Here is a 23,153-nt window from a genome sequence, read left to right on the forward strand (position 1 = left end):
CCATGACCCCCGCGATGCTCCTCCCCTATCGCCCGGTGCTCGGCCAACCGGTACTGCGCCGGTTGCTGCCCGGGCTCGCGACCTCCGCTCTCGGTGACGGGCTCGCCCTTGTCGCGGTGACCTGGCTTGCTCTGCAACTCGCACCCGACGGGCAGCGCGGCACCTGGACCGCGTTCGCGGTGGCGGCGTACACGCTCCCGGGTGCGGCCGGCACGGTGCTGCTCGGCCGGTGGCTGGGTGGACGGAGCGGGGCGCAGCTCGCCGGCTGGGACGCGACGGTGCGGGCGGCCGCCCTGGGCGCGATTCCGGTCGCCCACCTCGCCGGGGTGCTGGACGTCGGTCTGTACGTCGCCCTGCTCGCGGTGTCCTCGCTGCTGCACCCGTGGGGGTCGGCCGGCCGGTTCACGCTCGTGGCCGAGCTGCTACCGCAGCGGCACCACCTGGCCGCGAACGCGCTGCTCGGGGTCTTCGGCCAGGCCGCGACGATCGTCGGCCCGCCGCTGGCCGGCCTGCTCATCGCCTGGGTGGGCGCGGTGTGGGTGATCGCCGTCGACGCCGCCAGCTTCGCCGTGCTGGCCGCGAGCTACCGCCTGGTCGTCCGCGATCGAGAAGCCGCGGCCGTCCGTGACCGAGCCGCCCCGGCCGGGGCGGGGCCGTCGCGTACGTCGGGATTCCGGATCATCGCGCGGGACCGGTCGCTGCTCGGCCTGCTGTCGCTGTCCTTCGCGTTCTTCTTCCTCTTCGGACCGTTCTACGTGGCCATGCCGGTGCACGTCACCGACGAGCTGCGCGCCTCCGCCGGGACGCTCGCGGCCTACTACACCGCGTTCGGCGTCGGCTCGCTGCTCGGCGGACTGCTCACCGGCCACCTGCGCGGATGGCCGCTGCGGACCACGCTCGCCGGCATCGTCGCGCTGTTCGGCGCCGCGCTGCTCCCGCTCGGCCTGGGCGCGCCGATCGTCCTGTCGCTGCCCGCGTTCGCGCTCGCCGGCCTGGTCTGGGCGCCCTACCAGCCGACCGCGACCGCGCTGTTCCAGCGCCGCGCCGGCACCGTGGACCTCCCCCGCGTGCTGGCGGCCAACGGGGCGGTCACCGTGCTGGCGGTACCGCTGGGCACGATGCTCGGCGGTCCGGCGACCGCACTGCTCGGGGCACGCCCCACGCTCCTGGCGTGCGCGGTGACGATCCTCGCGCTGGGTCTGGCCGCCGCGACGGCCGCCGCACGCCCGGGCCCCGCAGCGCGGAGCACAGAGCGGACCGGGCCGGCGGGCCCGCACGACCCGCAGACGACAGACCAGCCCGGACCGCACGACCCGCCCGCCCGGGTGGACGTGCCGGATCGGGTACGACCCGGAGCGACCTGATCCGCCTGCAACCGCCGGAGCCGCATCGGGGTGTCGTGTGGTGAGAGCGGACACGGGAGGTGGGCATGGACGGCCCCGAGGACTTCGACGCCTTTTACACGGCGACCGCGCGGCGGGTCGTGCACCACGTCTACGCGCTCTGCGGCGACCTGGCCGAGGCCCAGGACGTGACGCAGGAGGCGTACGCGCGGGCCTGGCAGCGCTGGTCGCGCGTCGGGGCGTACGAGGATCCGGAGGGCTGGGTCCGGACGGTGGCCTGGCGGTTGACCGCCAATCGGTGGCGCGGCCTGCGGCGCTGGTTCGCCGCGCGGGCCCGGTTGGGCCGGGAGGCTCCGGCGCCCGGGCCCAATCCGGACCGGGTGGCGTTGCTCGCGGCGTTACGCCGGCTGCCCGAGGCGCAGCGGCTGGTCGTCGTCCTGCACCACCTCCACGATCTGCCGGTGGCGGAGATCGCCCGGACCACCGGCATGCCCGAGGGGACTGTCAAGTCGTACCTGTCCCGGGGCCGTGCCGCGCTCGCCGTTCTACTGACCGACGACAAGGAGGAAGTCGATGTCGGCACGCATTGGTGAGGCTCTGCGGGAGTTGGAGCAGGACATGACCGGGCTGCGGCTCAGCCCGGCGGCCGAGGTGCGCGCACGGGGGCGCGCCAGGAGCCGGCGACGGGCCACGGTTCTGGCGGGGGTGGCCGCTGTGACTGTCACCGGCGGCGCCGCGACCATGGCGACGCTGTCCGGACCGGCGGCGCCTATGCCGGCCGCCGGCACCGCGGCCACCCCGTCCGCAGGGGCGTCGGTCGCGTGCCGGGCCGACCCGCCGGTACGCCTGGACGTCGTCTTCCGGCCGGGTGCCGGCACGCCGCAGATCGGGGAGGTCGACTACCGGATCGGGCAGGCGCGCGGGGACACGGGGCTGCGCTGCGGTGGCAGGACGGTCGCGGCCCGGCCGGACGGCGACGGCCGGGTGGTCCTGTCGGTGCTGCTGGCGCAGGGTGAGGACCCGGCGCCGATCCGGGCCGCCGTGGAGAAGCTGCCCGGCGTGGAGCGGGTGGTGACAGCGGGCGGGTGAGCGGTCAGGCGGCGAGCGTCTGCTCGGCGCGTACCGCTGTGGCCTCGGCCCGGGCGATCGGGCCGCCGGGCAGCGCGGCGACCGCGGCCCCGACGGCGACCGCCACCCCGGCGAAGACGAACGCCCACGAGACGCCGCCGGCGTGGTCGATGATCAGGCCCGCGATCGAGCCGCCGGCGGCGCTCGCCGCGACCGACATGGTCACCACCCAGGTGTACGCCTCGTTCAGCATGCCGGCCGGGGTGATCCGCCCGACGAGCGTGTTCTCCAGGGTGAGCGCGGGAGCGATCGCCGCTCCGCCGAGCACCAGCGCGACGCCGAGCGCGGCCGGGCCGGGCATCACCGCGAAGACGGCGAAGCTGGCCGCGACGGTGCCGAGCAGGAGAGCGAACTGGCGGGTCATGTTGGCGGCGGGCTTGCGTACGCCGAACCAGAAGCCACCGATGGCGCTGCCGATGCCCCAGACGGCGAGCAGCACGCCGGCCAGGCTCTCCGGGTCGTCGGCGCCGGAGTTCCCGGCGAACGCCGGGACGATGACGCCGGAGGCGCCGAACGCGATGCCGAGGCTCGCCACGCAGAGCAGCAGCGCGGGGAAGCCGCCGAGCCGCAGCGGGCCGAGGCCCCGGGCGTGGTGCTCACGCGCGTGCGGGCGCCAGCCGCGCATGACCCGGCCGAGCGCGACGGTGCCGGTGCCGACCAGGGTGACCACAGCGGCGCCGACGAGCGCGGCGGCGGCGTCGGCGAACAGCACGAAGCCCGCCACCAGCAGCGGGCCGATCACGAACACGACCTCGAAGAGCGTGGTCTCGGCGGCGAGCGCGGTGTTGCGCAGGTGTGCCCGGCCGGTGGCGGGGGCGGTGAGGTCGTTCCAGGCGCCCCGGATCGCGGCGGTGAGCGGCGGGTACGTGGCTCCGGCGACGCCCGCGCCCAGGTAGATCAGCCCGAGGTTGCCGCTGTCGGAGCGGGTGGCGACGAGCAGCCCGATCAGGGCGAACGGGTGGGCGAGCGCGGTGACCAGCAGGACGCGGGCGGGACCGACCCGGTCGGCGATCCGGCCGGCGACCGGGCTGAGCGCGGCGCCGGAGAGCGCGTAGATGCCGCCGGCGACGGCGGCCAGGGAGTACCGGCCGGTGACCTGCTCGACGACGAGCAGCAGCGCCAGCGGGGTCATGCCGATCCCGAGCCGGCCGATGATGCCGAGGATCAGCAGCATCGGCGCGCCGGGGATCCGCCAGACGCCCTGGTACTGGCGCAGTGCGGCCACGGTGTGCACCTCCGGGAGTAACGAGTGAGTCAGCCTCCGACCCTAACGCCCCTGCTGACCGGGACGGTGGTCGAGTCGGTCACATCGGGCTCCAATGCGGGGCTGCCTTACCCGCCGGGAACGAGTAGGTTCGGTGATCGAACGGAGTCCATGCCTACGGCGGGTCGGCCGCCGCCGTGATCGGAGGTCGGATGAGCGGCATGGCTGTCGCGCCGCTACGGGTCGAGATCTACTCCCTGTACGGCGACGCCCGGCCCGCCGAGCCCGCGTCCGCCACCCTCCGGGGTTCGCTGCCGGTCCGCGCGGTGCAGCAGTGCCCACCGGTGGCTGCCGGTTCCGGTCTCGGGTGGTACGTCTACCCGCCCGCCGACGTGGCGCTGCGCTGGGACGGCCACGACACCGAGTGGAGTCTCCTCCAGGAGAACGAGCCGGCCGGCTGGCGGTCGCTGGCCGGCGGGTACGACGGCACGCTGCCGCAGGCACCGGCGCAGCTCACGGACCTGCCGGAGCGGTTCCGGGACGGCCTGGACATCTTCGACCGCTACGGCGGCACCATGCCCTTCATCGACGCCGACCCGCGCGCCCCGCACACGATCGAGATGGTCACCGGGGTGGTGGCCCGCACCTCCCCCGGCTGGTGTCTGCTGGCGCGCGGGGTGCCGAACTGGCCGGCGCAGCGCGGGCTGCAGCTCTACGAGGGCGTGGTGGAGACCGACTGGTACACGTCGTTCCTGCCGACCATCCTGCGCCTGACCGAGCCGGGCCACGTGGTCCGGCTCTACCGGAACATCCCCCTGATGTGCCTCCAGCCGGTGCACCGGTCGACGCTCGCGGCGTCGCGGCAGGCCGAGCTGGTCACCGGGCAGGGCATCGCCCAGTGGCCGGACGACCTGTGGGCGGACCTGGTGGCGCTGCGCCGCCGCCGGCAGGATCCGCAGATCCGCGGCAGCTACCGGCGGGAGCAGGCCCGCCGGCTACGTGAGCGGGCCGACTACGAGCCGGTCGGCGTCGAGGAAACGGACCCGTCGGATCGATGACCGACACCGCGACGCCCGTGCCCGGCTACCGGGCCCTGTTCCGGCATCCGGTCGCGGCCCGGCTGCTCGTCGCCCGGGGCGTCTCCGAGCTGGGCGACTTCGTCGGGCTGGCGGCCCTGCTGCTGCTCGCGTACGACCAGACCGATTCGGTCCTCGGCCCGGCCGCCGTGTACGCCGCCCGCACGGTGCCCGCCCTGCTCGTCGCGACCGTGTTCAGCGGCTGGCTGGACGTGCCGGCCCGGCGCACCATGCTGGTCGGGCTCTCGCTGGCCGGTGCGGTGCTCATCGCCGTACCGGCGGCGGCGCCCCGGCCGGTGCCGGCAATCGTGGCGGCCGGGCTGCTCGGCGCGGTCCGGGCCGCGTACGCGAGCGTGCACGTGGCGATCACGGCCGAGGCGGTGGAGGCGCCGCTGCGGCTGCCGCTGTTCGGGCTCTCCGCCTTCGCCAACCAGAGCGGCCAGGTCGTCGGCCTGCTCGCCGGGGCCGGTGTGACGGTGGCGCTCGGCCCCCGGGTGGCGCTCGTGATCGATCTGGTCTCGTTCCTGCTCGCGGCGGTGGTCCTCGCCGGCCTGCCGGTGCGGAGGCAGGAGCACCGGGGTCCACGGCCGCCCGCCACCGCGGGCATCCGGATCATCGCCGCCCATCCGGTGCTGCGGGGCGTGGCGCTGCTGACCCTGGCCACCGTCCTGTCCGGCGGGCTGCCGGAGACGCTCGCCCCGGATCTGGCCTCCGGCGGGTGGCGGCCGGTCGTGCTGGCGGCGTCGTCGTTCGGCGGGGCGGTGTTCGTGCTGGTGGTGGGGCGGCGGGGCTGGCTGGCCCGGGTGACCGGTCAGGTGGCGGCGGCGAGCGCGCTCGCCGCCGCGCTGCTGCTGGCCGGTCTGCTGGTGGCGCTCGACGCCCCGGCGTGGGCGCTCGCCGTGGCGAACGCGCTCGTCGGAGCGGGCGGCGGGTGGCTGATCGGGGCCCAGGCCACGTTCGCGCGGCTGGCGCCGCGGGAGCGGATGGGGCAGGTGGAGGCGACGATCGTGGCCGGCAACATCGTGCTCTCCGGCGTCGGGATCTTCCTGCTCGGCGGCGTGGCGGTGCTGCTCGGCCCGGCCGCCGCCTACCTGGCGGCGGGGGTGGTGCTGCTCGCCGTGGTGCTGGTCGCGCGGCCGGACCGGCTGTCCGAGCCGGCCGTGTCCTGACGCGGGCCGGCCGCCCGAGCCGGCCGGGCGCGGAAGGGCCGCAGACGCGACGCCGCCCGCGTCCGGGTGGACGCGGGCGGCGTTCGGGTCACGCGGGTCAGCGCTGGAACTGCACCGGCCCGGAGTTGCGGGCCATCTGCTCCAGGCGGGCCACCCGCTGCTCCATCGGCGGGTGGGTGGCGAACATCGCGGCGATGCCGCCGCCCCGCTTGAACGGGTTGTCGATCATCAGGTGGGCGGTGCTGGCGAGCTGGCCCTGCGGCGCCAGCGGGCGCGCCTGCGTACCCATGTGGATCTTGCGGAGGGCGCTGGCCAGGGCCAGCGGGTCGCGGCTCAGCTCGGCGCCGGACTGGTCGGCCTGGTACTCCCGGCTCCGGCTGATCGCGAGCTGGATCACCGTGGCGGCGATCGGGCCGAGGATCAGCGTGAGCAGCAGCACGGCCGGGTTCGGGCTGTCCTCGTCGTCCGAGGAGCCGAGCGGGATGAACCAGGCCAGGTTGGCCAGCATGGTGATGATGCCGGCCAGGCCGGCCGCCACACTGGAGATCAGGATGTCCCGGTTGTAGACGTGGGACAGCTCGTGGCCGATCACGCCGCGCAGCTCCCGGTAGTCCAGGATCTCCACGATGCCCTGGGTGACGCAGACCGCCGCGTTCTCCGGGTTACGACCGGTGGCGAACGCGTTGGGCTGCGAGGTCGGGCTCACGTAGAGCCGGGGCATCGGCTTCCCGGCCAACGTGGAGAGCTCCCGCACCATCTGGTACAGCTCGGGGAACTGTGCCTCGCTGACCGGTTGCGCCTTCATCGAGCGCAGTGCGAGCTTGTCGGAGTAGAAGTAGGTGACGCCGTTCATCAGCAACGAGATGACGACGGCGATGACGAGACCGCCGCTACCGCCGAACCAGTAGCCGATCGCGAGGATCAGCGAGGTCAACAGGCCGAGCAGCGCTGCGGTCTTGAGACGGTTGTGATGCACGATCTCTCCTTCGGTGCACGGGCTCTTGCGGGAGGCCCGCTGACCGGTTCAACACACCGGTACCCGTCAACCATCCGGCTCATGGCTGAAAGTTGGCTGGATGTTGCTGTGCGGAGGCTGAAGCGGTCGCCCATCCGGGCAGGAACCGGTCAGCGCGACGCCACGTCCAGCACGAGCTGCGGTGCGAAACCGATCACTACCGCCGCGGCGGTGGCGACGCCGAGCGCCAGCGCCACGGTCCGCGCGGGCCGGACCGCCGTCGCGCCGGCGGGTGTCGCGTAGAGCGAAGCGGTGACCCGCAGGTAGTAGGCCAGGCCGATCACCGCGTTCAGCGCCACCACGAGCGCCAGCCATCCCGCGTGCCCGGCCAGCAGCGCGCGTACCACTGTCACCTTGGCGAACAGCCCGGCCAGGCCCGGCGGCAGCCCGGCCAGCCCGATCAGCGCCAGCGCGAACGCGCCGCCCACCCACGGGTGCCGCCGCGCCGCGCCGCGCAGGTCGGCGAGCGTGCCGCCGTCGCCGTCCGCCGGGCGCAACGCCACCACCGCGGCGAACGCGGCCAGCTCCAGCAGCACGAAGAAGATCGCGTACGCGACGGCTGCCGCGTACGCGCCCGCCCGCGCGTCGCCGGTGCGGCCCGCGGTCAGCGCCAGCGCGCCCAGCGGCGCCAGGATGTACCCCGCCTGGGCCACCGACGACCAGGCGAGCAACCGCACGGTACGGCGCTGACGCAGCGCCACCAGGTTGCCGACGGTCATGGTCAGCACCGCCAGCGCCGCCAGCACCGGACCGGTCATGTCTCCCGGCAGCGCGCGCTGCACCACCGCCAGCAGCGCCACCACGCCACCCAGCTTGGAGGCGGTCGACAGGTACGCGGCCACCGGCAGCGGCGCACCGTCGTACGTGGCAGGGGCCCAGGCGTGGAACGGCACGGCGGCGACCTTGAACGCCAGCCCGGCCACCACCAGCGCCACCGCGACCCCGGTCAACGGCAGGCCGGTCAGGTCGTCGCGGGCGGCCAGGGTGGCGCCGAGCCGGTCCAGGTGCAGCGTGCCGGTGACCGCGTAGAGCAGCGCCGCGCCGAGCAGCGTCACTGTGGTGGCGACCACGCTCACCACGAAGAACGTCACCGCCGCCTCGGCACCGGCGAGGCTGCCCCGGCGCAGGCCGACCAGCACGTACAGCGGCAGCGTCAGCGTCTCCAGCGCCACGATCAGCGTGATCAGGTCACCCGCGGCGCCGAGCACCACGCCGCCGGTCATCGCGCAGGCGAGCAGGAAGCAGTATTCCCCGACCGGGGTGCGCCCGGCGCGCAGCAGCGGACCGGACAGTGCCAGCACGCCGAGCGTGAGCAGCGCGATCACGGCACCGACCAGGGCGGCCCGGCCACCCCACACCCAGGAGCAGTCCGCGCCCACGCAGAACGTGCGCCGCTCACCGGCCGCCCCGACCAGTGCCGCGCCGGCCGCGGTGCCGGCCGCGCCGAGCGCCGCCACCGCCACCGTGACGGCGGGCCGGGCCACCAGCAGGTCGACCAGCAGCACCAGCACTGCCGTGCCGGCGGCCAGGTACGCGGGCAGCATCGCCACGTTGTCGACAGGCTGCACCAGGCTCATGGGACGACCCCCAGTAGCGCCTCCACCGGACCGGAGGCGTACGACAGCACGAGCGCGGGGGCCAGGCCGACCGCCAGCGCGAGCAGCACCAGCGGCGCCCAGGCGGTCAGTTCCGCCCCGGCCAGCCCGGGTGCGAGCCCCGCCACCGCCGGGCTGGGCCGCCCGTGCGTGACCCGGCGCAGCAGCCGCAGGAAGTACGCGGCGGTGAGCGCCCCGCCCAGCGCGGCCAGCACGGCGAGCGTCAGCCAGAGCGGGCCGCCCCGCCGCACGGCGGCGACCACGGCGAACGCCTCGCCCCAGAACCCGGCCAGGCCGGGCAGCCCCAGCGAGGCCACAGCCGCGAAGCCGAGCAGCCCGGCCAGCCGGGGCGCGGTCTCCCGCAGCCCGGACAGCTCGGCCAGCGACCCGGTGTGGGCGCGGTCCTTTACCGCGCCGGCCAGGAAGAACAGCAGGGCTGTGATGACACCGTGGGCGATGTTGCCGATCAGCGCGGCCTGGAGCCCGGTGGCGGTGAGCGTGGCGACCCCGAGCAGCACGAAGCCCATGTGCCCGACGCTCGAATACGCGATCAGCCGCTTCAGGTCGTCCTGGGCCAGGCAGACCAGGCCGCCGATCAGGATCGCGGCGACGGCGAGCACGCCGAGCACCGGCGCGGCCCAGCGGGCGCCCTCCGGGGCCACGCCCACCGCGACCCGGATCAGTCCGTACGTGCCCATCTTGAGCAGCACCCCGGCGAGGATCACGCTGCCCACGGTGGGCGCCTGGGTGTGCGCGTCGGGCAGCCACGAGTGCAGCGGCCAGAGCGGGCTCTTCACCGCGAACGCGAGCGCCAGCAGCGTGAACGCGGCGAGCTGGGTGCCCCGGGACAGCCCGGCGCCGCCGGTGAGCACGACCAGGTCGGCGGTGCCCGCGGCGGCCACCACCACGTAGACGCCGACCAGCAGCAGCACCGAGCCGAACAGCGTGTAGAGCGCGAACTTGCGGGCCGCCCGACGACGGTCCGCGCCGCCCCAGCCGGCGATCACCGCGTACATCGGCAGCAGGACGACCTCGAAGAACAGGAAGAACAGCACCAGGTCGAGCGCGAGGAACGTGCCGAGGATGCCGACCTCGACCACCAGCAGCAGCGCCACGAGCGCCCGCCCGCTGCCGCCGCCGGACGGCACCCGCCACAGCGTGTACGCGCAGCACAGCAGCGTGAGCAGCGCGGTCAGCACCACAAGCGGCCAGGAGATGCCGTCCACGCCCAGGTGGAAGCGCAGGTCGAGCCCGGGCACCCACTGCTGGTCGAGCTGGTGCCACGGCTGCACCGCCGGGCGTGGCCCGTACCCGAACCAGCCGTGGTCGCCGCCGACCAGCGGCAGCGCCGCCAGCAGCGTCACCGCGGCGGCGACGGTGCCGACCACCCGGCCGGCCCGGTCACCCGGCACGAGGGCGGTGGCCAGCGCGCCGAGCGCCGGCACCGCGACCACGGCGACCAGCAGGACCTGCCCGAACGTCATGAGGTCACTCCGATCAGCGCGACCGCGAGGCCGATCAGCAGCGCGCCGGCCAGCACGCCGGCCGCCGCGCGCGGCAGCGCCGCCCGGTGCAGCGCGGCCAGGCCGCCGCCCACCTCGACCGCCGCCCGGCCGCTGCCCTCGACCAGCCCGTCCACGCCCAGCTCGTCACCGGTACGCACGACCCGCGCGAGCGCGCCCGCCGGGCGTACGACCAGGGTGTGCTGGACGTCGTCGAGCCGGAACGCCCGGGCGAAGACCGGCCGCAGCGGGCCCAGGAAGCGGGCCGGGTCGGCGGCCGGGTCGCGGCGCCAGCCCGCCCAGGCGACGCCCGCGCCGACCAGCAGCAGCAGGAACGGCAGGATCAGGTTCGGCGCGAGGTGCACCAGCTCGACCGCCTCGCCGCTGTCGTCGCCGGGCACGCGCAGGCGGTCGGCGAACCAGGGCGCGAACGGGGCCAGGCCCAGCAGCGCGGCCGGGACCGTGAGCAGCAGCACCGGCCAGCGCAGCAGCGCGGGCGGGTCGTGCGGCCGCAACAGCGGCGTCCGCGTCTGCCCCAGGAACGTGCGCAGCAGCAGACGGGTCGCGTACCAGGCGGTCACCGCCACCCCGACCAGCCCGGCCAGCCAGACCAGCCAGCCCACCCAGGCCGCCGTCGGCCCGGCGCCGTCGAGCGCGGCCGCCTCAGCGGCCGCGAGCACGCCGTCCTTGCTCCAGAAACCCGAGAGCGGGGGTACGCCGGCCAGCGCGCCGAGGCCGACCACCATGCACCAGAACGTCACCGGCATGGCGGTACGCAGGCCGCCCATCCGCGACATCAGCGTGGTGCCGACGGCGTGGATCACCGCACCGGCGGCGAGGAACAGCAGCGCCTTGAACGCGGCGTGGGTGAGCAGGTGGAACAGCGCGGCAGCCGGTGCGCCGACCGCCAGCGCGCCGGTCATGTAGCCGATCTGGGACACGGTCGACCAGGCCAGCACGCGCTTGATGTCGTCCTGGGCGGTGGCGGCGAACGCGCCGAGCAGCATGGTGATCGCGGCCATCACGCCCAGCACGGCGAGCGCGGCCGGTGCGCGCTCGAACAGCGGGAACAGCCGGGCCACCGCGTACACCCCGGCGGCGACCATCGTGGCGGCGTGGATCAGCGCGGACACCGGCGTGGGACCGGCCATCGCGTCGGGCAGCCAGGTGTGCAGCGGGAACTGGGCGCTCTTGCCGGCCACCCCGGCGAGCAGCAGCAGGCAGGCCGCGGTGAGCGTGCCGGTGCCGTAGTCGTGCGTCAGCACGTCGGCGATCCGGAAGCTGCCCGCGCCCACGCCGAGCAGCGCGATGCCGAGCAGGAAGCCGACGTCACCCACACGGGTGACCAGGAACGCCTTCACCGCCGCGCCGGGTGCCTCGGGCAGCCGCCGGTCGTGGGCGATGAGCAGGTACGAGCAGATGCCCATCACCTCCCAGCCGACCAGCAGCATGATCAGGTCGCCGGACACCACCACAGTGAGCATGGCGGCGGTGAAGAGGCTGAGCTGGGCCGCATAGGGCGGGTACCGGTGGTCGACGTCCACGTCGTCGTGCGGGCCCCGGCGCAGGTAGCCGATCGAGTACACCTGGACGGCCAGCGCCACAGCGGCCACAGCGGTGGCGACGAGCACCGCCACGCCGTCCAGCCGCAGGCCCAGCGTGACCCGCAGCCCGCCCAGGTCTACCCAGGTGGTGGACGCCTCGACCGGGGCGTCCACGCGGACCAGCAGCGCCAGCGCGGCCAGCAGCGACACGGCCGCCCCGGCCACGCCCAGCGCGACAGCCGTCCGCCGGGCCGACGCCCGGTCCTGGCGCGGGGCGGGCGGCAGCAGCAGGCCGAGCAGCCCGGAGACCAGCGGCGCGGCCGGCAGCACCGCTGCGAGCCACAGCGTCGGCGTGCTCACCGGACCGCTCCTTCCGGCCGCCCGGGCGTCGGGCCCGCCGCCACCGCCGGCGCCGGCTCGGCCAGCGGTACGTCGTCGACCGTGACGCTGGCGCGCAGCCGGTAGAGCTGGAGCACGATGGCGAGCCCGACGCCGATCTCGGCGGCGGCGAGCACGATCACGAACAGCGCGAACACCTGCCCGGAGTGCGGCAGCACGGCCTTGACGGTGGTGTCGGCGGTGACCAGCACCAGGTTCACCGCGTTGAGCATCAGCTCCACCGCCATCAGCACCAGGACGGCGTTGCGGCGGCGCAGCACGCCGTACACGCCGAGGCCGAACAGCAGCGCGGCGGTGACGTACGGGATGACCGGCCTCACGGGCGCCCGCCCTCGTCGGCGGCCGACGCGGCGGAGACCGGGCCGTCGCCACCGGTCCGGTCGCCGTCGGCCGGCGCAACGGCGGTGTCGGCGGCCGGGCGGCCGATGTCGGGGCGGGACAGCACGATCGCGCCGACCAGCGCGGCCAGCAGCAGCACCGACAGCACCTCGAACGGCAGCACCCAGGAACGGAAGATCTGCTCGCCGAGGCGCTCGGCGGTGCCCGCGGCGGGCAGGTCCACCCGCGACCAGCGGAACGCGTCGATCAGCAGCACCGCCAGACCGAGGCCGCTGCCGCCACCCACGAGCGCGGCGGCCCAGCCCGGCCGGTCCAGGTCGTCCGACGGGCCGATCGGCGCGCGCGTCAGCATCACCGCGAACAACAGCAGCACCACCACCGCGCCCACGTAGATGAGCACCTGCACCCAGGCCACCAGCTCGGCGGTCAGCACCAGGTAGTCACCCGCGAGCGCGCCCAGGCACACCACCAGCCACAGCCCGGCCCGGACCAGATGACGGGTGGCGACCACCAGCGCACCCGCGCCCACCGCCACCGCGCCCAGCGCCAGCAGCAGGACGTCCGCACCGGTCATGAGGCAGCGCCTCCGCCCGGATCGGTGGGGGCGTCGGAGCGTACCCGGGAAGGAGCCGGACGGGCCGACGGACCCGCCGCCTTCCGGGCGGCGGTGGTCTCCTCCTTGGAGGGGTCGCCGAGCGGGTCGTGGGCCGGCGGCGGCGGCACGGTGGCCATCCACTCACCCAGGTGGTCCTTGTCGTGCAGCAGGTTCTTGATGTCGTACTCGGCGTACTCGAACTCGGGCGACCAGTAGAGCGCGTCGAACGGGCAGACCTCGACGCAGATGCCGCAGTACATGCAGAGCGAGAAGTCGATGTCGAACTTGTCGAGCACGTTGCGCTGGCGGGGGCGGGCGGCGCCGGGCACCGCCACCTCCTCCTTGTGCGAGTCGATGTAGATGCACCAGTCCGGACACTCGCGGGCGCAGAGCATGCAGACCGTGCAGTTCTCCTCCAGCAGCGCGATCACGCCGCGGGAGCGGGGTGGCAGCTCCGGCTCGACGTCCGGGTACTGCTGGGTGGTCGAGCGGCGGGTCATCGTCTTCAACGTGACCGCCAGGCCCTTCACCAGGCCCCCGCCGGGCACTCCACCGTGCTCGCTCATGCCGCCCATCCTGCCCTGTGCCCCGGGCGCGCGCGACCACCACCCGGCCTTTCGCGGCGGTATCGTGAGCGCGGGGAGAACGACGCGCCGGGAAGGACCTGTCGATGACCGCCGCGCTGGAGAGCGACCACCCGCCGGAGGGCGGGTGGACGACAGACGATCTGGACGCGCTGCCGGAGGACGGTCGCCGCCGCGAACTGCTCGATGGAGTGCTGCTCATGTCCCCCTCCCCCACCCGGATCCACCAGAGCATCGCGGCCCTGCTCATGGTCGCGCTCGACGAGGACCGCCCCGACGGGTACGACGTGACCCAGGGTGTGGAGGTGCGCATCAACCGCACCCGCTCCTTCATCCCGGACGTACTGATCACCACCGCAACCGCCGCCGCGCGCGAGCCGTCCCGGTACGAGCCGCACGAGGTGGTGCTCGCCGTGGAGATCGTCTCGCCCAGCACCCGGTCCATCGACCGCGTCCTCAAGCCAGCGCTCTACGCGCAGGCCGGGATCCCGTTCCACTGGCGTATCGAGATCGAGGACGAGGGCCTCGTGGTCTACACGTACAAGATCGATCCGGTGCACGAGGTCTACACGGAGACCGGCCGGTGGACGAAGTTCGTCGACACCGGCGAGCCGTTCCCGGTGAACCTGCCGATCAGCCGGATCACGCCTCGCCGGGTGTGAGCGGGGGCAACATCTCCACGCCGAGCTGCTGGAGCACCTGGAACAGCTCGTTGACGCTCCACACGTCCACGATCCGCCCGTCGTCGTCGAAGCGCAGGAACGTGGCCCCGGAGTAGCTGACCACGCGGCCGGTCGGCGGCACCGGGCCGAACTGGCCGGCCTGGGTGCCGGCGGCCCGCCAGCGCACCGCCACCCGGGCGCCGGTCGCCACCACCTCGACGATCTTGTAGCGCAGGTCGGGGAACGACGCCCGCCGGTCCCGGTGCCAGGCCAGCACCGCCGCCGGGCCGGTGCCGCCGAGCCCCGGGCAGTCCGCCGCCACCAGCTCGTACGCGCTCTCCTCGCGCCCCGCGTTCCACACGTCGGCGACGAAACGCCGGGCTGCCGCCTCCACATCGGTCACGGCGGGCAGCCTATGCCCCTCCCCGGCGCAGTCGCCCTGCCGGTCTCCGGCGCAGTCGCCCCGCCGGTCTCCGGCGCGCTCGCCCTGCCGGTCTCCGGCGCAGTCGCCCTGCCGGGAGCGGCCGGAGCGACCATGATGGGAGCGAAAAGCGAACTCGGAGGTGGGTGTGGGCAGCGACGACGAGGTCCTGGACCGGACCGGCGGCAAGTACGTGGAGCCGGGTGGCGAGTTCACCCGCGACCAGCGCTACATCGCCACCCGGATCACGGCGGACGGGAGCAACGGCTGGCCGGTGGAGCCGGGCCGCTACCGGCTGGCGGTCAGCCGGGCCTGCCCGTGGGCCAACCGGCTGATCATCATCCGGCGCCTGCTCGGGCTGGAGGACGCCATCTCGATGGCCGTGGCCGGGCCCACCCACGACAAGCGGAGCTGGACGTTCGACCTGGACCCGGACGGCAAGGACCCGGTGCTGGGCATCGAGCGGCTGGCCGACGCGTACTTCGCCCGCTTCCCCGGCTACGAGCGCGGCATCACCGTGCCGGCGCTCGTCGACGTGCCCACCGGGCAGGTGGTGACGAACGACTACGCCCAGATGAGCCTCGACCTGTCGACCGAGTGGACCGCTTACCACCGGCCGGGCGCGCCGGACCTCTACCCGGAACCGCTGCGCGGCGAGATCGACGAGGTCAACGAGGTCGTCTTCGCTGATGTCAACAACGGCGTGTACCGGTGCGGCTTCGCCGGCAGCCAGGAGGCGTACGACAAGGCGTACCACCGGCTGTTCGACCGGCTGGACTGGCTGAGCGAGCGGCTGGCCGGTCAGCGGTACCTGGTCGGCGACACGATCACCGAGGCGGACGTACGGCTGTTCACCACGCTCGTCCGCTTCGACCCGGTCTACCACGGGCACTTCAAGTGCAACCGGCAGAAGCTCAGCGAGATGCCGGTGCTGTGGGCGTACGCCCGGGACCTGTTCACCACGCCCGGGTTCGGCGACACAATCGACTTCGTCCACATCAAGCGGCACTACTACGAGGTCCACCGGGACATCAACCCGACCGGCATCGTGCCGCTCGGCCCGGACCTGAGCAACTGGTTGACGCCGCACGGACGGGAGGAGCTGGGCGGCCGCCCCTTCGGCGACGGCACCCCACCCCCGCCCCCACCCGAATCCGAGCGGGTGGACCCGACCCACACCCCCTTGCGCTGACCCGCCCGCCCCACCCCACCTCGGCGATCTTGCACTTTGGGCCCCGAACCTGGGCACCTTGCCCCTTTTGTCGGGGCCGAAAGTGCAAGATCGCCGGGGAGGCGGAGGGGCGGGCGGGTGGGAGGGCCCGGGGCGGGTGGGAGGGGGTAGGGCTAGAGGGCCAGGCGGACTGCGGCGGTCAGGACCAGCTGGGCCAGGGCCAGGGGGACCAGGACCAGCCAGCAGAGGCGCTGGAGCTGGTCCTCGCGCAGCCTCGGGTAGCTCACCCGCAGCCAGATGATCACGAAGGCGACGGCGAAGACCTTGAGCAGCGTCCACAGCCAGCCGAGCTGCGCGTCGGCGAACGGGCCCTGCCAGCCGCCGAGGAACAGCACAGTGGTCAGCGCCGCGATCACCACGATGCCCACGTACTCGGCGAGCAGGAAGAACGCGAACCGCAGGCCGGTGTACTCGGTCATGTAGCCGAAGACCAGCTCGGAGTCGGCCACCGGCATGTCGAACGGCGGGCGGCGGATCTCCGCCAGCCCGGCCACGAAGAAGATCACCATGGCCGGTGCCTGCCACAGCAGCCACCACGGCTGCCACGCCTCCACGATGCCGGGCAGGCTCAGCGTGCCCGCCGCCATCGCCACCGAGGCGGCGGCCAGCACCAGCGGCAGCTCGTACCCGAGCAGCTGGGCCGCGCCGCGCAGCCCGCCGAGCAGGCTGTACTTGTTCGCCGACGCCCACGCGGACATGAGCACCGCCAGCACCCCGACGCCCACCACGGCGAGCACGAAGAACAGGCCGATGTCCAGCGGCTGGGCGACCAGGTCGCCCGGACCGAGCGGGATGACCAGCAGCACGAGCAGGTACGGCACCAGCGCCACCGCGGGCGCCAGCCGGAACACCGGCCGATCCGCGTCGCGCGGGGTGACGTCCTCCTTCTGCACGAACTTGATGCCGTCGGCGACCAGTTGTGCCCAGCCGTGGAAGCCACCCGCGTACATCGGGCCCAGCCGGCCCTGCATGTGCGCCATCACCTTGTGCTCGGCCTGGCCCACGATCAGCGGCAGCGTGAGGAACGCGACGAGCACGCCCACCACGCGCAGGACCAGCTCCAACCAGTCCGGCATCAGCTCTCCCCCGCCGCGTCGGGCTCCGGCTCCTGGCGGGGCGGCCCGGTCGGCCGTTCCCCCGGCAGCGGCCGCCCGAGCGGACCCGCCTCCCCGGCCGCCGGAGCAGCGGCGGACCCCGGCCCGGCCTCGCCGGAAGCGGGCGGCTCCGGAGCCTCCCCGCCAGCGGGCCGCGCCGCACCCTCCCCGGCGGTCGCCCGCGCTGCCCCCTCGCCGGGAGCGGCAGGCCGAGCCGAACCCTCGCCAGAAGCAGGCCGCGCGGCACCCTCGCCAGGAGCAGGCCGCGCCGGACGCTCGCCAGGGGCAGGCCGTACGGGACGCTCACCAGGAGCAGGCCGCGCCGGACGCTCCCCGGCGACGGGCCGCGCGGGACGCTCCCCCGGAGCGGGCCGCGCCGGGCGTTCACGGGCCGGGCGCGCCGGCGTACCCCCTCGGGGGCCCTCACCGGCGCCGGCCGCACCGGCCGGCGTGGGCGTCGTGCCCCACTCCCCCGGCGCGGGCACGCCCGGCGGCCGGACCGGCCGACGGCCGCCGCCCGCCTCCGACTCGCCCGGTTCCTTCGCGCCGGGCCACGGCTTCGCGACCCGGGAGGCGAGGACGAACTCCTTGCGCAGCGGGTGCCCCTCGAACTCCGGCGGCAGCAGCAGCGGTCGCAGCTCGCCGTGGCCGGCGAAGTCGATGCCGAACATCTCGTGCGTCTCGCGCTCGTGCCACGCGGCGCCGGGGAACAGGTCGACCACCGACGCGACCACCGGCGTGTCCCGGGGCACCCGGGTACGCAGCAGCAGGCCGTGCCGGTGCCGGACCGACCAGAGGTGCAGCACCACGTCGAAGCCGTCGGCCAGCTCGTCCACCGCCGACAGCCAGTCCAGGAAATCCAAGCCCAGCTCGGCGTCGTCGCGTACCGCGCGCACCGCGTCCGCCCAGCTCGCCGGGGGTACGTCGACGGTGGCGCGGGCGTACCCCTGACCGCCGGAGACGGACGCGGTGGCCTCGACGGGCGCGAGCAGCGCGACCACTCGCCGGCCGACCTCTTCCGGAGTCATGCGCTGATCCTATGGCGGACGGCTGCGGACCGGGTCGGCCCGCCCGTGCCGGGATCGCCGCTTTGCCGGACGGGCGGCGGCAGCGCGCGGAAAGATGAGGTGTGTGCGCGCTGTGACTGTGACCCCCGGTGTCCCGGATTCGCTGCGGCTCGTCGAGGACTGGCCCGAGCCGCCGCCCGAGGAGGGCGCGATCCTGGTCGAGGCGCTGGCGGTGGGTGTCTGCGGCACCGACCACGAGATCGTGGCAGGCGAGTACGGCGAGGCACCGCCGGGTCAGGAGCGGCTGGTGCTCGGGCACGAGTCGCTGGGTCGCGTGCTGGAGGACCCGACCGGCACGTTGCAGACCGGCGACCTGGTGGCCGGCGTGGTCCGCCACCCCGACCCGGTGCCCTGCGCGAACTGCGCGGTGGACGAGTGGGACATGTGCCGCAACGGGCAGTACACCGAGCACGGCATCAAGGCACTGCCCGGTTTCGCGCGGGAACGCTGGCGGTTGCAGCCCAAGTTCGCCGTCGGCCTCGACCCGGCGCTCGAGTCCGTGGGCGTGCTGCTGGAGCCGACGAGCGTGGTGGCGAAGGCGTGGGACCACATCGAGCGGATCGGCCGCCGGGCCGAGTGGAAACCGATGACGGTGCTGGTGACCGGCGCCGGGCCGATCGGGTTGCTGGCCGCGCTGCTGGGCAGCCAGCGTGGGCTGTCCGTGCACGTGCTGGACCGCAACACCAGCGGGCCGAAGCCGGAGCTGGTCCGCGCGCTCGGGGCGACGTACCACACGGCGACGGTGCCCGAGCTGGACGTGAAGCCGGACGTGGTGATCGAGTGCACCGGCGCGCCCACAGTGGTGCTGGACGCGATGTGCAAGGCCGCGCCGACCGGCATCGTCTGCCTGACCGGTGTGTCCAGCGGCGGCCGGACCATCAACTTCGACGCCGGGGCGCTCAACCGGGAGCTGGTGCTGGAGAACAACGTGGTGTTCGGCTCGGTGAACGCCGGCCGGCGGCACTGGGAGATGGCCGCCGAGGCGCTCGCCCAGGCCGACCGGTCGTGGCTGACGTCGCTGATCACCCGCCGGGTGCCGCTGTCGAGCTACCGCGAGGCGTACGCGCCGGCTGGCGAGGACATCAAGGCGGTGCTCGACTTCACGCAGTGAGGCGGGGCGCCGGATCCGGCGCCCCGGCCCTCAGATGCCTGGCAGCCGGCCGTTGCGGAACAGGTCCACGAAGAGCTGGTGGTCCTCGCGCGCCCGGATCCCGTACCGGTGCCCGAAGTCGACCAGGTAGTCGACGAACGCCTCCGGGTCGGCGTCGACGGCCGCGACGATCGCCTCCTCGGTGGAGTAGTCGACCAGGTCGTGGCTGGACTCGTCGTCCGCGACCGAGTGCATCCGAGCCACCGCCCGGCCCAGGTCGGCGAGCACGCCGGCCAGTTCCTCCGGCTCGTTCACGTCGGCCCAGTCCAGGTCCGCCGCGTACGGGGACACCTCGGCGACGAGCTGCCCGACGCCGTCCAGCTCGGTGAAGCCCAGCCACGGGTCGGCGTGCGCCTGCAACGCGCGCTGCGACTCGGCGGTGCGGTGCCCCTGGTGCCGGAAGTACGAGCGGACCCGCTCGTCGTCGACGTAGCGCGCCACGGCCGGCACCTGCGCCTGCTTCATGTAGATGACGACGTCGTTCTCCAGCGCCTGGGTGTGCCCCTCCAGCAGCAGGTTGTACGACGGCAGGCCGGCCGACCCGATGCCGACGCCCTTGCGCAGCACCACGTCCTTGATGCCCGCGGCGACCGGGCGCATCCGGGTGGTCGAGGCCGGCAGCGTGTGCAGGTAGTCGGCGAACGCGGCGCACACCTTCTCCCGGGTGGCGTCGTCGATCTCGTGCACGCCGTCGCCGAGGGAGAACCGGCGCTCGTAGTTGTCGATGGTGGTCTGCGCGGCGAGCAGGTCCACCCGGGTGTTGAGCCGCGCCTGCTGGAGCACCCGGCGCAGCACGCCGTCGGCGTTGTCGAGCGTGATCGAGCCGATCGCGTCGTCCCCGCCCGCGGCGATGGCCCGCAGCTCGGCCAGGTACGACCGGGCGAAACCGGTCACCAGCTCGCCGATCACCCGGTCGGAGAGCGCCTTGGCGTAGCCGAGCAGCGCCACGCTCGCGGCGAAGCGCTTCAGGTCCCAGGTGAACGGCCCGACGTACGCCTCGTCGAAGTCGTTGACGTTGAACACGAGCTGCCCGGAGGCGTTCATGTAGGTGCCGAAGTTCTCGGCGTGCAGGTCACCGTGGATCCACACCCGGCTGGTCCGCTCGTCGAGGAACCGGTCGCTGCCGAAGTCGCCGCGCTGGTCGGCGTAGAACAGCGCGGCGCTGCCCCGGTAGAAGGCGAACGGTGACGCCGCCATCTTGCGGAACTTGCGGCGGAACGCCGCCGGGTCGATCGCCATGGACGCGCCGAACTCCTCGGTCAGCACGTCGATGATGAATGCGGAGCGCTCCTCCGCGAGGTCGGTCATGAGCCGCAGGCTAGCCACCGGGCGCCAGTCGACGGCCCGTTCCGGCCCGGCCCGGTGGCCGGTACGACGGCGGTCGCCGCCGTACCGGCCGATCGTCGACCGTCAGCGCCCGGTGCGCGAGTCAGGTCGAATGCCCAGTGGAGCCGCGGCTGCGCGGGCCACGCCCGTGGGGGGAGCCCCGCAGGTGGAGTCGGTGTTCATCGCGACGGTGGTGGTGGCGCCGACCTTGACCCGCACGGTCTGGGCCTGTCGGCTGCCGTACCAGCAGTCCTTGTTCACCCAGTACTGGACGTAGACGTCCTGCGTGCGGTGCCCCTTGACGGTGAACGACCCACCGCTGCCGCTGTCGAAGTATCCGTAGGAGGCGCTGGCGATGTCGCCGGTGCGCGCGTTGTACGTCCAGACGTAACCGGTGGCCCACGGGTCGGCCGGGTCGGTCACCTTGCCGGCGAGCACGCCACCGGCGACCAGCTTGGCGTTGACGGTTGCCGTGCCACCCGATTTGACCTGGGTGTACGTGGCGGCGAAGCGGTCGGCGACATTGCCGGACCACTGCCAGGCGTAGCCGCTGTTGGCGTTCGGTGCGAACTCGACCGGCCAGCGGTAGGGGCCGAGGTCGTTGATGGTGTAGCGGCCGGAGGCGTCGGAGCAGTTCTTCCCGAAGATGGCGCCCTGGCCGGGGTGGAAGGCGTACGGGTAGGAGCAGACGCCCGGGACCACCTCGCCCGCGGCGTTGCGGACCGTACCGGTGATCGTGCCCGGCTGGTCCATCCGGATGGTCGGGATGGTGATGGTGCGTGCCGCCTGCAAGGTCACCGCCAGCGCCGCGCGCTGGTCGCCGCTGCCGCCGGCGGCGGTGACCCACTGGTCGCCGTACCGGCGCACCGGCGGGTTGTACGGGTTGTCCGCCTGGTAGGCGTACACGTTCCAGGTCGCGAGTTCGTCAGCCTCGAACGGGCCGACCTCCAGGCGGCCGTCCGCGCCGGAGCAGTACTGCCACATGTGGGCGGACTGTCCACCCCACTTGGGCTGGACCAGGTGTACGCAGATCCCGTCGACCGGGGCGGAGGTGGCCGCGTCCCGGACCGTGGTGGTGAAGGCCGCACCGGGCCGCAACGCGTACGAGACCTCGGTGACAGCGCCGCGCCGCACGTCGACCGTCGGCTGCGGGTCGGCGGGGAAGTACGAGGCGCCGCCGGTCACCTCCGTCGTCCAACTGCCCGGCTGCACGTCGGTGACCCGGACCAGGCCGTTCGTGCCGCACACGAACTCGTCGCGGCCTCCCATGACGTACAGGCAGGGACGCGGCACGGGCTTGCCGGTGACCGAGTCCGTCACCCGGGCCTCGATCTCCCCTAGCGGCAGCACCTGCTCGTCGACGGTGAGCGTCGCGCCGTCGGCCACCTCGAACACGGTGGCGGTGTCCCGCGTCTCCTGACCCGGCACCCACTGGTAGCCACGGCTGTTGTCGTAGACGGAGATCCGGTACCGGCCGGGGGGCACGTTGTCGATCTGGTAGCGCCCGTCGCCGAGGTTCCAGGTGTAGGCGATCGCCTCGTAGTTCGAGTCCTCGCCGTAGATGGTGACCGTGGCCTCGACCGGCGCGCCGGTCTCGTCGGTGATCCGGCCCTTGATCCCCGCCGATCCCTGTCCGAGCCGGACGTTCTGCTCGACGAGGTCGTACGCCGGAAGGCTGATCCGGTCCGCGTTCAGGTAGTCCGGGGCGGAGTACCACCACTCGGTCCGGAAGCCGTCGGCGTGCACCCGGATCTTGTAGGTGGTGTTGGTGTCGGCGGTGCCGGGGATGGTGTAACGCCCTTGCGCGTCCGAGCAGTACTCGGCGGCCACCTCCTCCGGTGAGGTGTGCAGGGCGAGACAGGCGTTCGCGACCGGCTCACCGTCTGCGTCGGTGACCAGCCCGGTGTAGCCGACCGCATCAGCGGCCGCCGGTGTGGCAGTGAGGGAGATCGTGGCGAGCGCCGCCAGAAGGGCGGCCCCCGCAGCCCGCAGTCGTGTCATGCCAGCAACATAACGGTGACCGTCGACATTCAAGATCATCCAAAGAGGTGAACCGCGTCGCCGTTCGCCCCGCAGGGCGTGCGCTCAGGCCGGCGGACGTACCGGCGGTGCGGTGAGCGCCTCCACCGGCCGCGCCACAGCGTCCGCCGGGGAGGTGAGCGCGTCGGGACGCGGCACGCCACCGACGCCCGACTGCTCGGCGGCGATCTTCTCCTGGAGGCGGAGGATGCCGTGCAGCAGCGCCTCCGGGCGGGGCGGGCAGCCGGGCACGTACACGTCGACGGGGATGAGCTGGTCGACGCCCTTGGTCACCGAGTAGGAGTCCCAGTACGGGCCGCCGCAGTTGGAGCAGGCGCCGAACGAGATCACGTACTTCGGCTCGGGCATCTGGTCGTAGAGCCGCTTGACCGCCGGGGCCATCTTGTCGGTGACGGTGCCGCTGACCACCATCAGGTCGGCCTGCCGGGGCCCGTGGGCGAACGGGATCACGCCGAGCCGCATGAAGTCGTGCCGGCCCATGCTGGTCGCGATGAACTCGATGGCGCAGCAGGCCAGCCCGAAGTTGAAGACCCAGAGCGAGTAGCGGCGGCCCCAGTTCAGCACGAACCGGATCGGCTCGCCGAGCACAGCCGGCACCTGCACCTCGGGCCTCCCCTGTCTGCGAAACTCCGCTGTCCCTGAACCGACAGTCAACCACAGCACCCGGAT

Annotated in this window: 21 protein-coding genes and 1 pseudogene; 8 read left to right on the forward strand and 14 right to left on the reverse strand. The window is 73.9% G+C overall.

Annotated elements, in window-relative coordinates; translation table 11 throughout:
- The first annotated feature begins 2 nt into the window (after positions 1-2).
- The 3 genes from ACN27D_RS10200 (at position 3) to ACN27D_RS10210 (ending at position 2,432) form a co-directional block, all read left to right on the forward strand.
- Positions 3-1,364, forward strand: coding sequence for an MFS transporter (locus tag ACN27D_RS10200; protein ID WP_421498984.1), 1,362 nt, complete (start codon positions 3-5; stop codon positions 1,362-1,364).
- A 65-nt stretch (positions 1,365-1,429) separates the two neighbouring features.
- Positions 1,430-1,936: a SigE family RNA polymerase sigma factor gene (locus tag ACN27D_RS10205; RefSeq protein WP_120573070.1), complete on the forward strand. Its 507-nt coding sequence runs from the start codon at positions 1,430-1,432 to the stop codon at positions 1,934-1,936.
- Complete coding sequence (locus tag ACN27D_RS10210) at positions 1,917-2,432, forward strand: hypothetical protein (RefSeq protein ID WP_187691357.1); 516 nt, start codon at positions 1,917-1,919, stop codon at positions 2,430-2,432. Before ACN27D_RS10205 ends, ACN27D_RS10210 begins: the two co-directional genes overlap by 20 nt.
- A 4-nt stretch (positions 2,433-2,436) precedes the next feature.
- On the opposite strand, the gene ACN27D_RS10215 is transcribed toward ACN27D_RS10210, so the two are convergent.
- Entirely contained in the window at positions 2,437-3,696 is a 1,260-nt protein-coding gene (locus ACN27D_RS10215) for an MFS transporter (RefSeq protein ID WP_121686196.1), read from the reverse strand.
- A gap of 191 nt (positions 3,697-3,887) precedes the next feature.
- Here ACN27D_RS10215 and ACN27D_RS10220 point away from each other — a divergent pair, with 191 nt between their 5' ends.
- Together ACN27D_RS10220 and ACN27D_RS10225 are read left to right on the forward strand one after the other, a co-directional pair.
- Positions 3,888-4,733: a DUF6065 family protein gene (locus ACN27D_RS10220; protein WP_187691358.1), complete on the forward strand. Its 846-nt coding sequence runs from the start codon at positions 3,888-3,890 to the stop codon at positions 4,731-4,733.
- Complete coding sequence (locus ACN27D_RS10225; protein WP_421498985.1) at positions 4,730-5,920, forward strand: MFS transporter; 1,191 nt, start codon at positions 4,730-4,732, stop codon at positions 5,918-5,920. Before ACN27D_RS10220 ends, ACN27D_RS10225 begins: the two co-directional genes overlap by 4 nt.
- A gap of 97 nt (positions 5,921-6,017) precedes the next feature.
- On the opposite strand, the gene htpX is transcribed toward ACN27D_RS10225, so the two are convergent.
- From htpX to ACN27D_RS10260, 7 genes are all read right to left on the reverse strand, one after another.
- Positions 6,018-6,896 (reverse strand): zinc metalloprotease HtpX, encoded by an 879-nt coding sequence (htpX, locus tag ACN27D_RS10230; RefSeq protein WP_121686199.1) that lies wholly within the window; start codon positions 6,894-6,896, stop codon positions 6,018-6,020.
- 149 nt (positions 6,897-7,045) lie between these two features.
- Positions 7,046-8,512, reverse strand: a complete 1,467-nt coding sequence (locus ACN27D_RS10235; RefSeq protein WP_421498986.1) for an NADH-quinone oxidoreductase subunit N — start codon at positions 8,510-8,512, stop codon at positions 7,046-7,048.
- The gene (locus ACN27D_RS10240; RefSeq protein ID WP_358175294.1) at positions 8,509-10,014 is read right to left on the reverse strand and encodes a complex I subunit 4 family protein; all 1,506 of its coding nucleotides are present in this window, start codon (positions 10,012-10,014) and stop codon (positions 8,509-8,511) included. The genes ACN27D_RS10235 and ACN27D_RS10240 overlap by 4 nt, the downstream gene beginning before the upstream one ends.
- Positions 10,011-11,936, reverse strand: coding sequence for an NADH-quinone oxidoreductase subunit L (locus ACN27D_RS10245; protein ID WP_421498987.1), 1,926 nt, complete (start codon positions 11,934-11,936; stop codon positions 10,011-10,013). The genes ACN27D_RS10240 and ACN27D_RS10245 overlap by 4 nt, the downstream gene beginning before the upstream one ends.
- Entirely contained in the window at positions 11,933-12,295 is a 363-nt protein-coding gene (nuoK, locus tag ACN27D_RS10250) for an NADH-quinone oxidoreductase subunit NuoK (RefSeq protein ID WP_358175288.1), read from the reverse strand. Before nuoK ends, ACN27D_RS10245 begins: the two co-directional genes overlap by 4 nt.
- A complete protein-coding gene (locus tag ACN27D_RS10255; protein ID WP_358175285.1) occupies positions 12,292-12,888 on the reverse strand; it encodes an NADH-quinone oxidoreductase subunit J in 597 nt (198 codons plus the stop codon). Before ACN27D_RS10255 ends, nuoK begins: the two co-directional genes overlap by 4 nt.
- Positions 12,885-13,475 carry a NuoI/complex I 23 kDa subunit family protein gene (locus ACN27D_RS10260; protein WP_421498988.1) on the reverse strand — a complete coding sequence of 197 codons (591 nt, stop codon included), beginning with the start codon at positions 13,473-13,475 and terminating at the stop codon, positions 12,885-12,887. The genes ACN27D_RS10255 and ACN27D_RS10260 overlap by 4 nt, the downstream gene beginning before the upstream one ends.
- Positions 13,476-13,579: 104 nt before the next feature.
- On the opposite strand from ACN27D_RS10260, the gene ACN27D_RS10265 reads away from it, so the two are divergent.
- On the forward strand, positions 13,580-14,155 hold the full coding sequence (locus ACN27D_RS10265; protein ID WP_421498989.1) for a Uma2 family endonuclease: 576 nt from the start codon (positions 13,580-13,582) through the stop codon (positions 14,153-14,155).
- On the opposite strand, the gene ACN27D_RS10270 is transcribed toward ACN27D_RS10265, so the two are convergent.
- Positions 14,136-14,558, reverse strand: coding sequence for an ester cyclase (locus ACN27D_RS10270; RefSeq protein ID WP_121686206.1), 423 nt, complete (start codon positions 14,556-14,558; stop codon positions 14,136-14,138). The two genes, ACN27D_RS10265 and ACN27D_RS10270, sit on opposite strands and share 20 nt — an antisense overlap.
- A 166-nt stretch (positions 14,559-14,724) precedes the next feature.
- Here ACN27D_RS10270 and ACN27D_RS10275 point away from each other — a divergent pair, with 166 nt between their 5' ends.
- Positions 14,725-15,768, forward strand: a complete 1,044-nt coding sequence (locus ACN27D_RS10275) for a glutathione S-transferase family protein (protein WP_120573058.1) — start codon at positions 14,725-14,727, stop codon at positions 15,766-15,768.
- A 152-nt stretch (positions 15,769-15,920) separates the two neighbouring features.
- On the opposite strand, the gene nuoH is transcribed toward ACN27D_RS10275, so the two are convergent.
- Positions 15,921-16,883, reverse strand: coding sequence for an NADH-quinone oxidoreductase subunit NuoH (gene nuoH, locus ACN27D_RS10280; protein WP_421498990.1), 963 nt, complete (start codon positions 16,881-16,883; stop codon positions 15,921-15,923).
- Between the two features lie 446 nt (positions 16,884-17,329).
- Positions 17,330-17,929: pseudogene (locus tag ACN27D_RS10285) on the reverse strand (NADH-quinone oxidoreductase subunit C); the annotation flags it as partial.
- 103 nt (positions 17,930-18,032) lie between these two features.
- On the opposite strand from ACN27D_RS10285, the gene ACN27D_RS10290 reads away from it, so the two are divergent.
- Positions 18,033-19,079, forward strand: a complete 1,047-nt coding sequence (locus ACN27D_RS10290) for a glucose 1-dehydrogenase (RefSeq protein ID WP_358175276.1) — start codon at positions 18,033-18,035, stop codon at positions 19,077-19,079.
- 30 nt (positions 19,080-19,109) lie between these two features.
- Here the strand turns inward: ACN27D_RS10290 and ACN27D_RS10295 are convergent, their stop codons facing one another.
- The 3 genes from ACN27D_RS10295 to ACN27D_RS10305 form a co-directional block, all read right to left on the reverse strand.
- Positions 19,110-20,426: a DUF2252 domain-containing protein gene (locus ACN27D_RS10295; RefSeq protein ID WP_357896505.1), complete on the reverse strand. Its 1,317-nt coding sequence runs from the start codon at positions 20,424-20,426 to the stop codon at positions 19,110-19,112.
- A 102-nt stretch (positions 20,427-20,528) separates the two neighbouring features.
- Complete coding sequence (locus ACN27D_RS10300; protein ID WP_421498991.1) at positions 20,529-22,445, reverse strand: carboxypeptidase regulatory-like domain-containing protein; 1,917 nt, start codon at positions 22,443-22,445, stop codon at positions 20,529-20,531.
- Positions 22,446-22,529: 84 nt separating this feature from the next.
- The gene (locus tag ACN27D_RS10305; RefSeq protein WP_120573053.1) at positions 22,530-23,087 is read right to left on the reverse strand and encodes an NADH-quinone oxidoreductase subunit B; all 558 of its coding nucleotides are present in this window, start codon (positions 23,085-23,087) and stop codon (positions 22,530-22,532) included.
- Positions 23,088-23,153: the final 66 nt, after the last annotated feature.

It is taken from the genome of Micromonospora sp. WMMD1274 (genome assembly GCF_049179035.1).
Lineage (GTDB): Bacteria > Actinomycetota > Actinomycetes > Mycobacteriales > Micromonosporaceae > Micromonospora > Micromonospora tulbaghiae.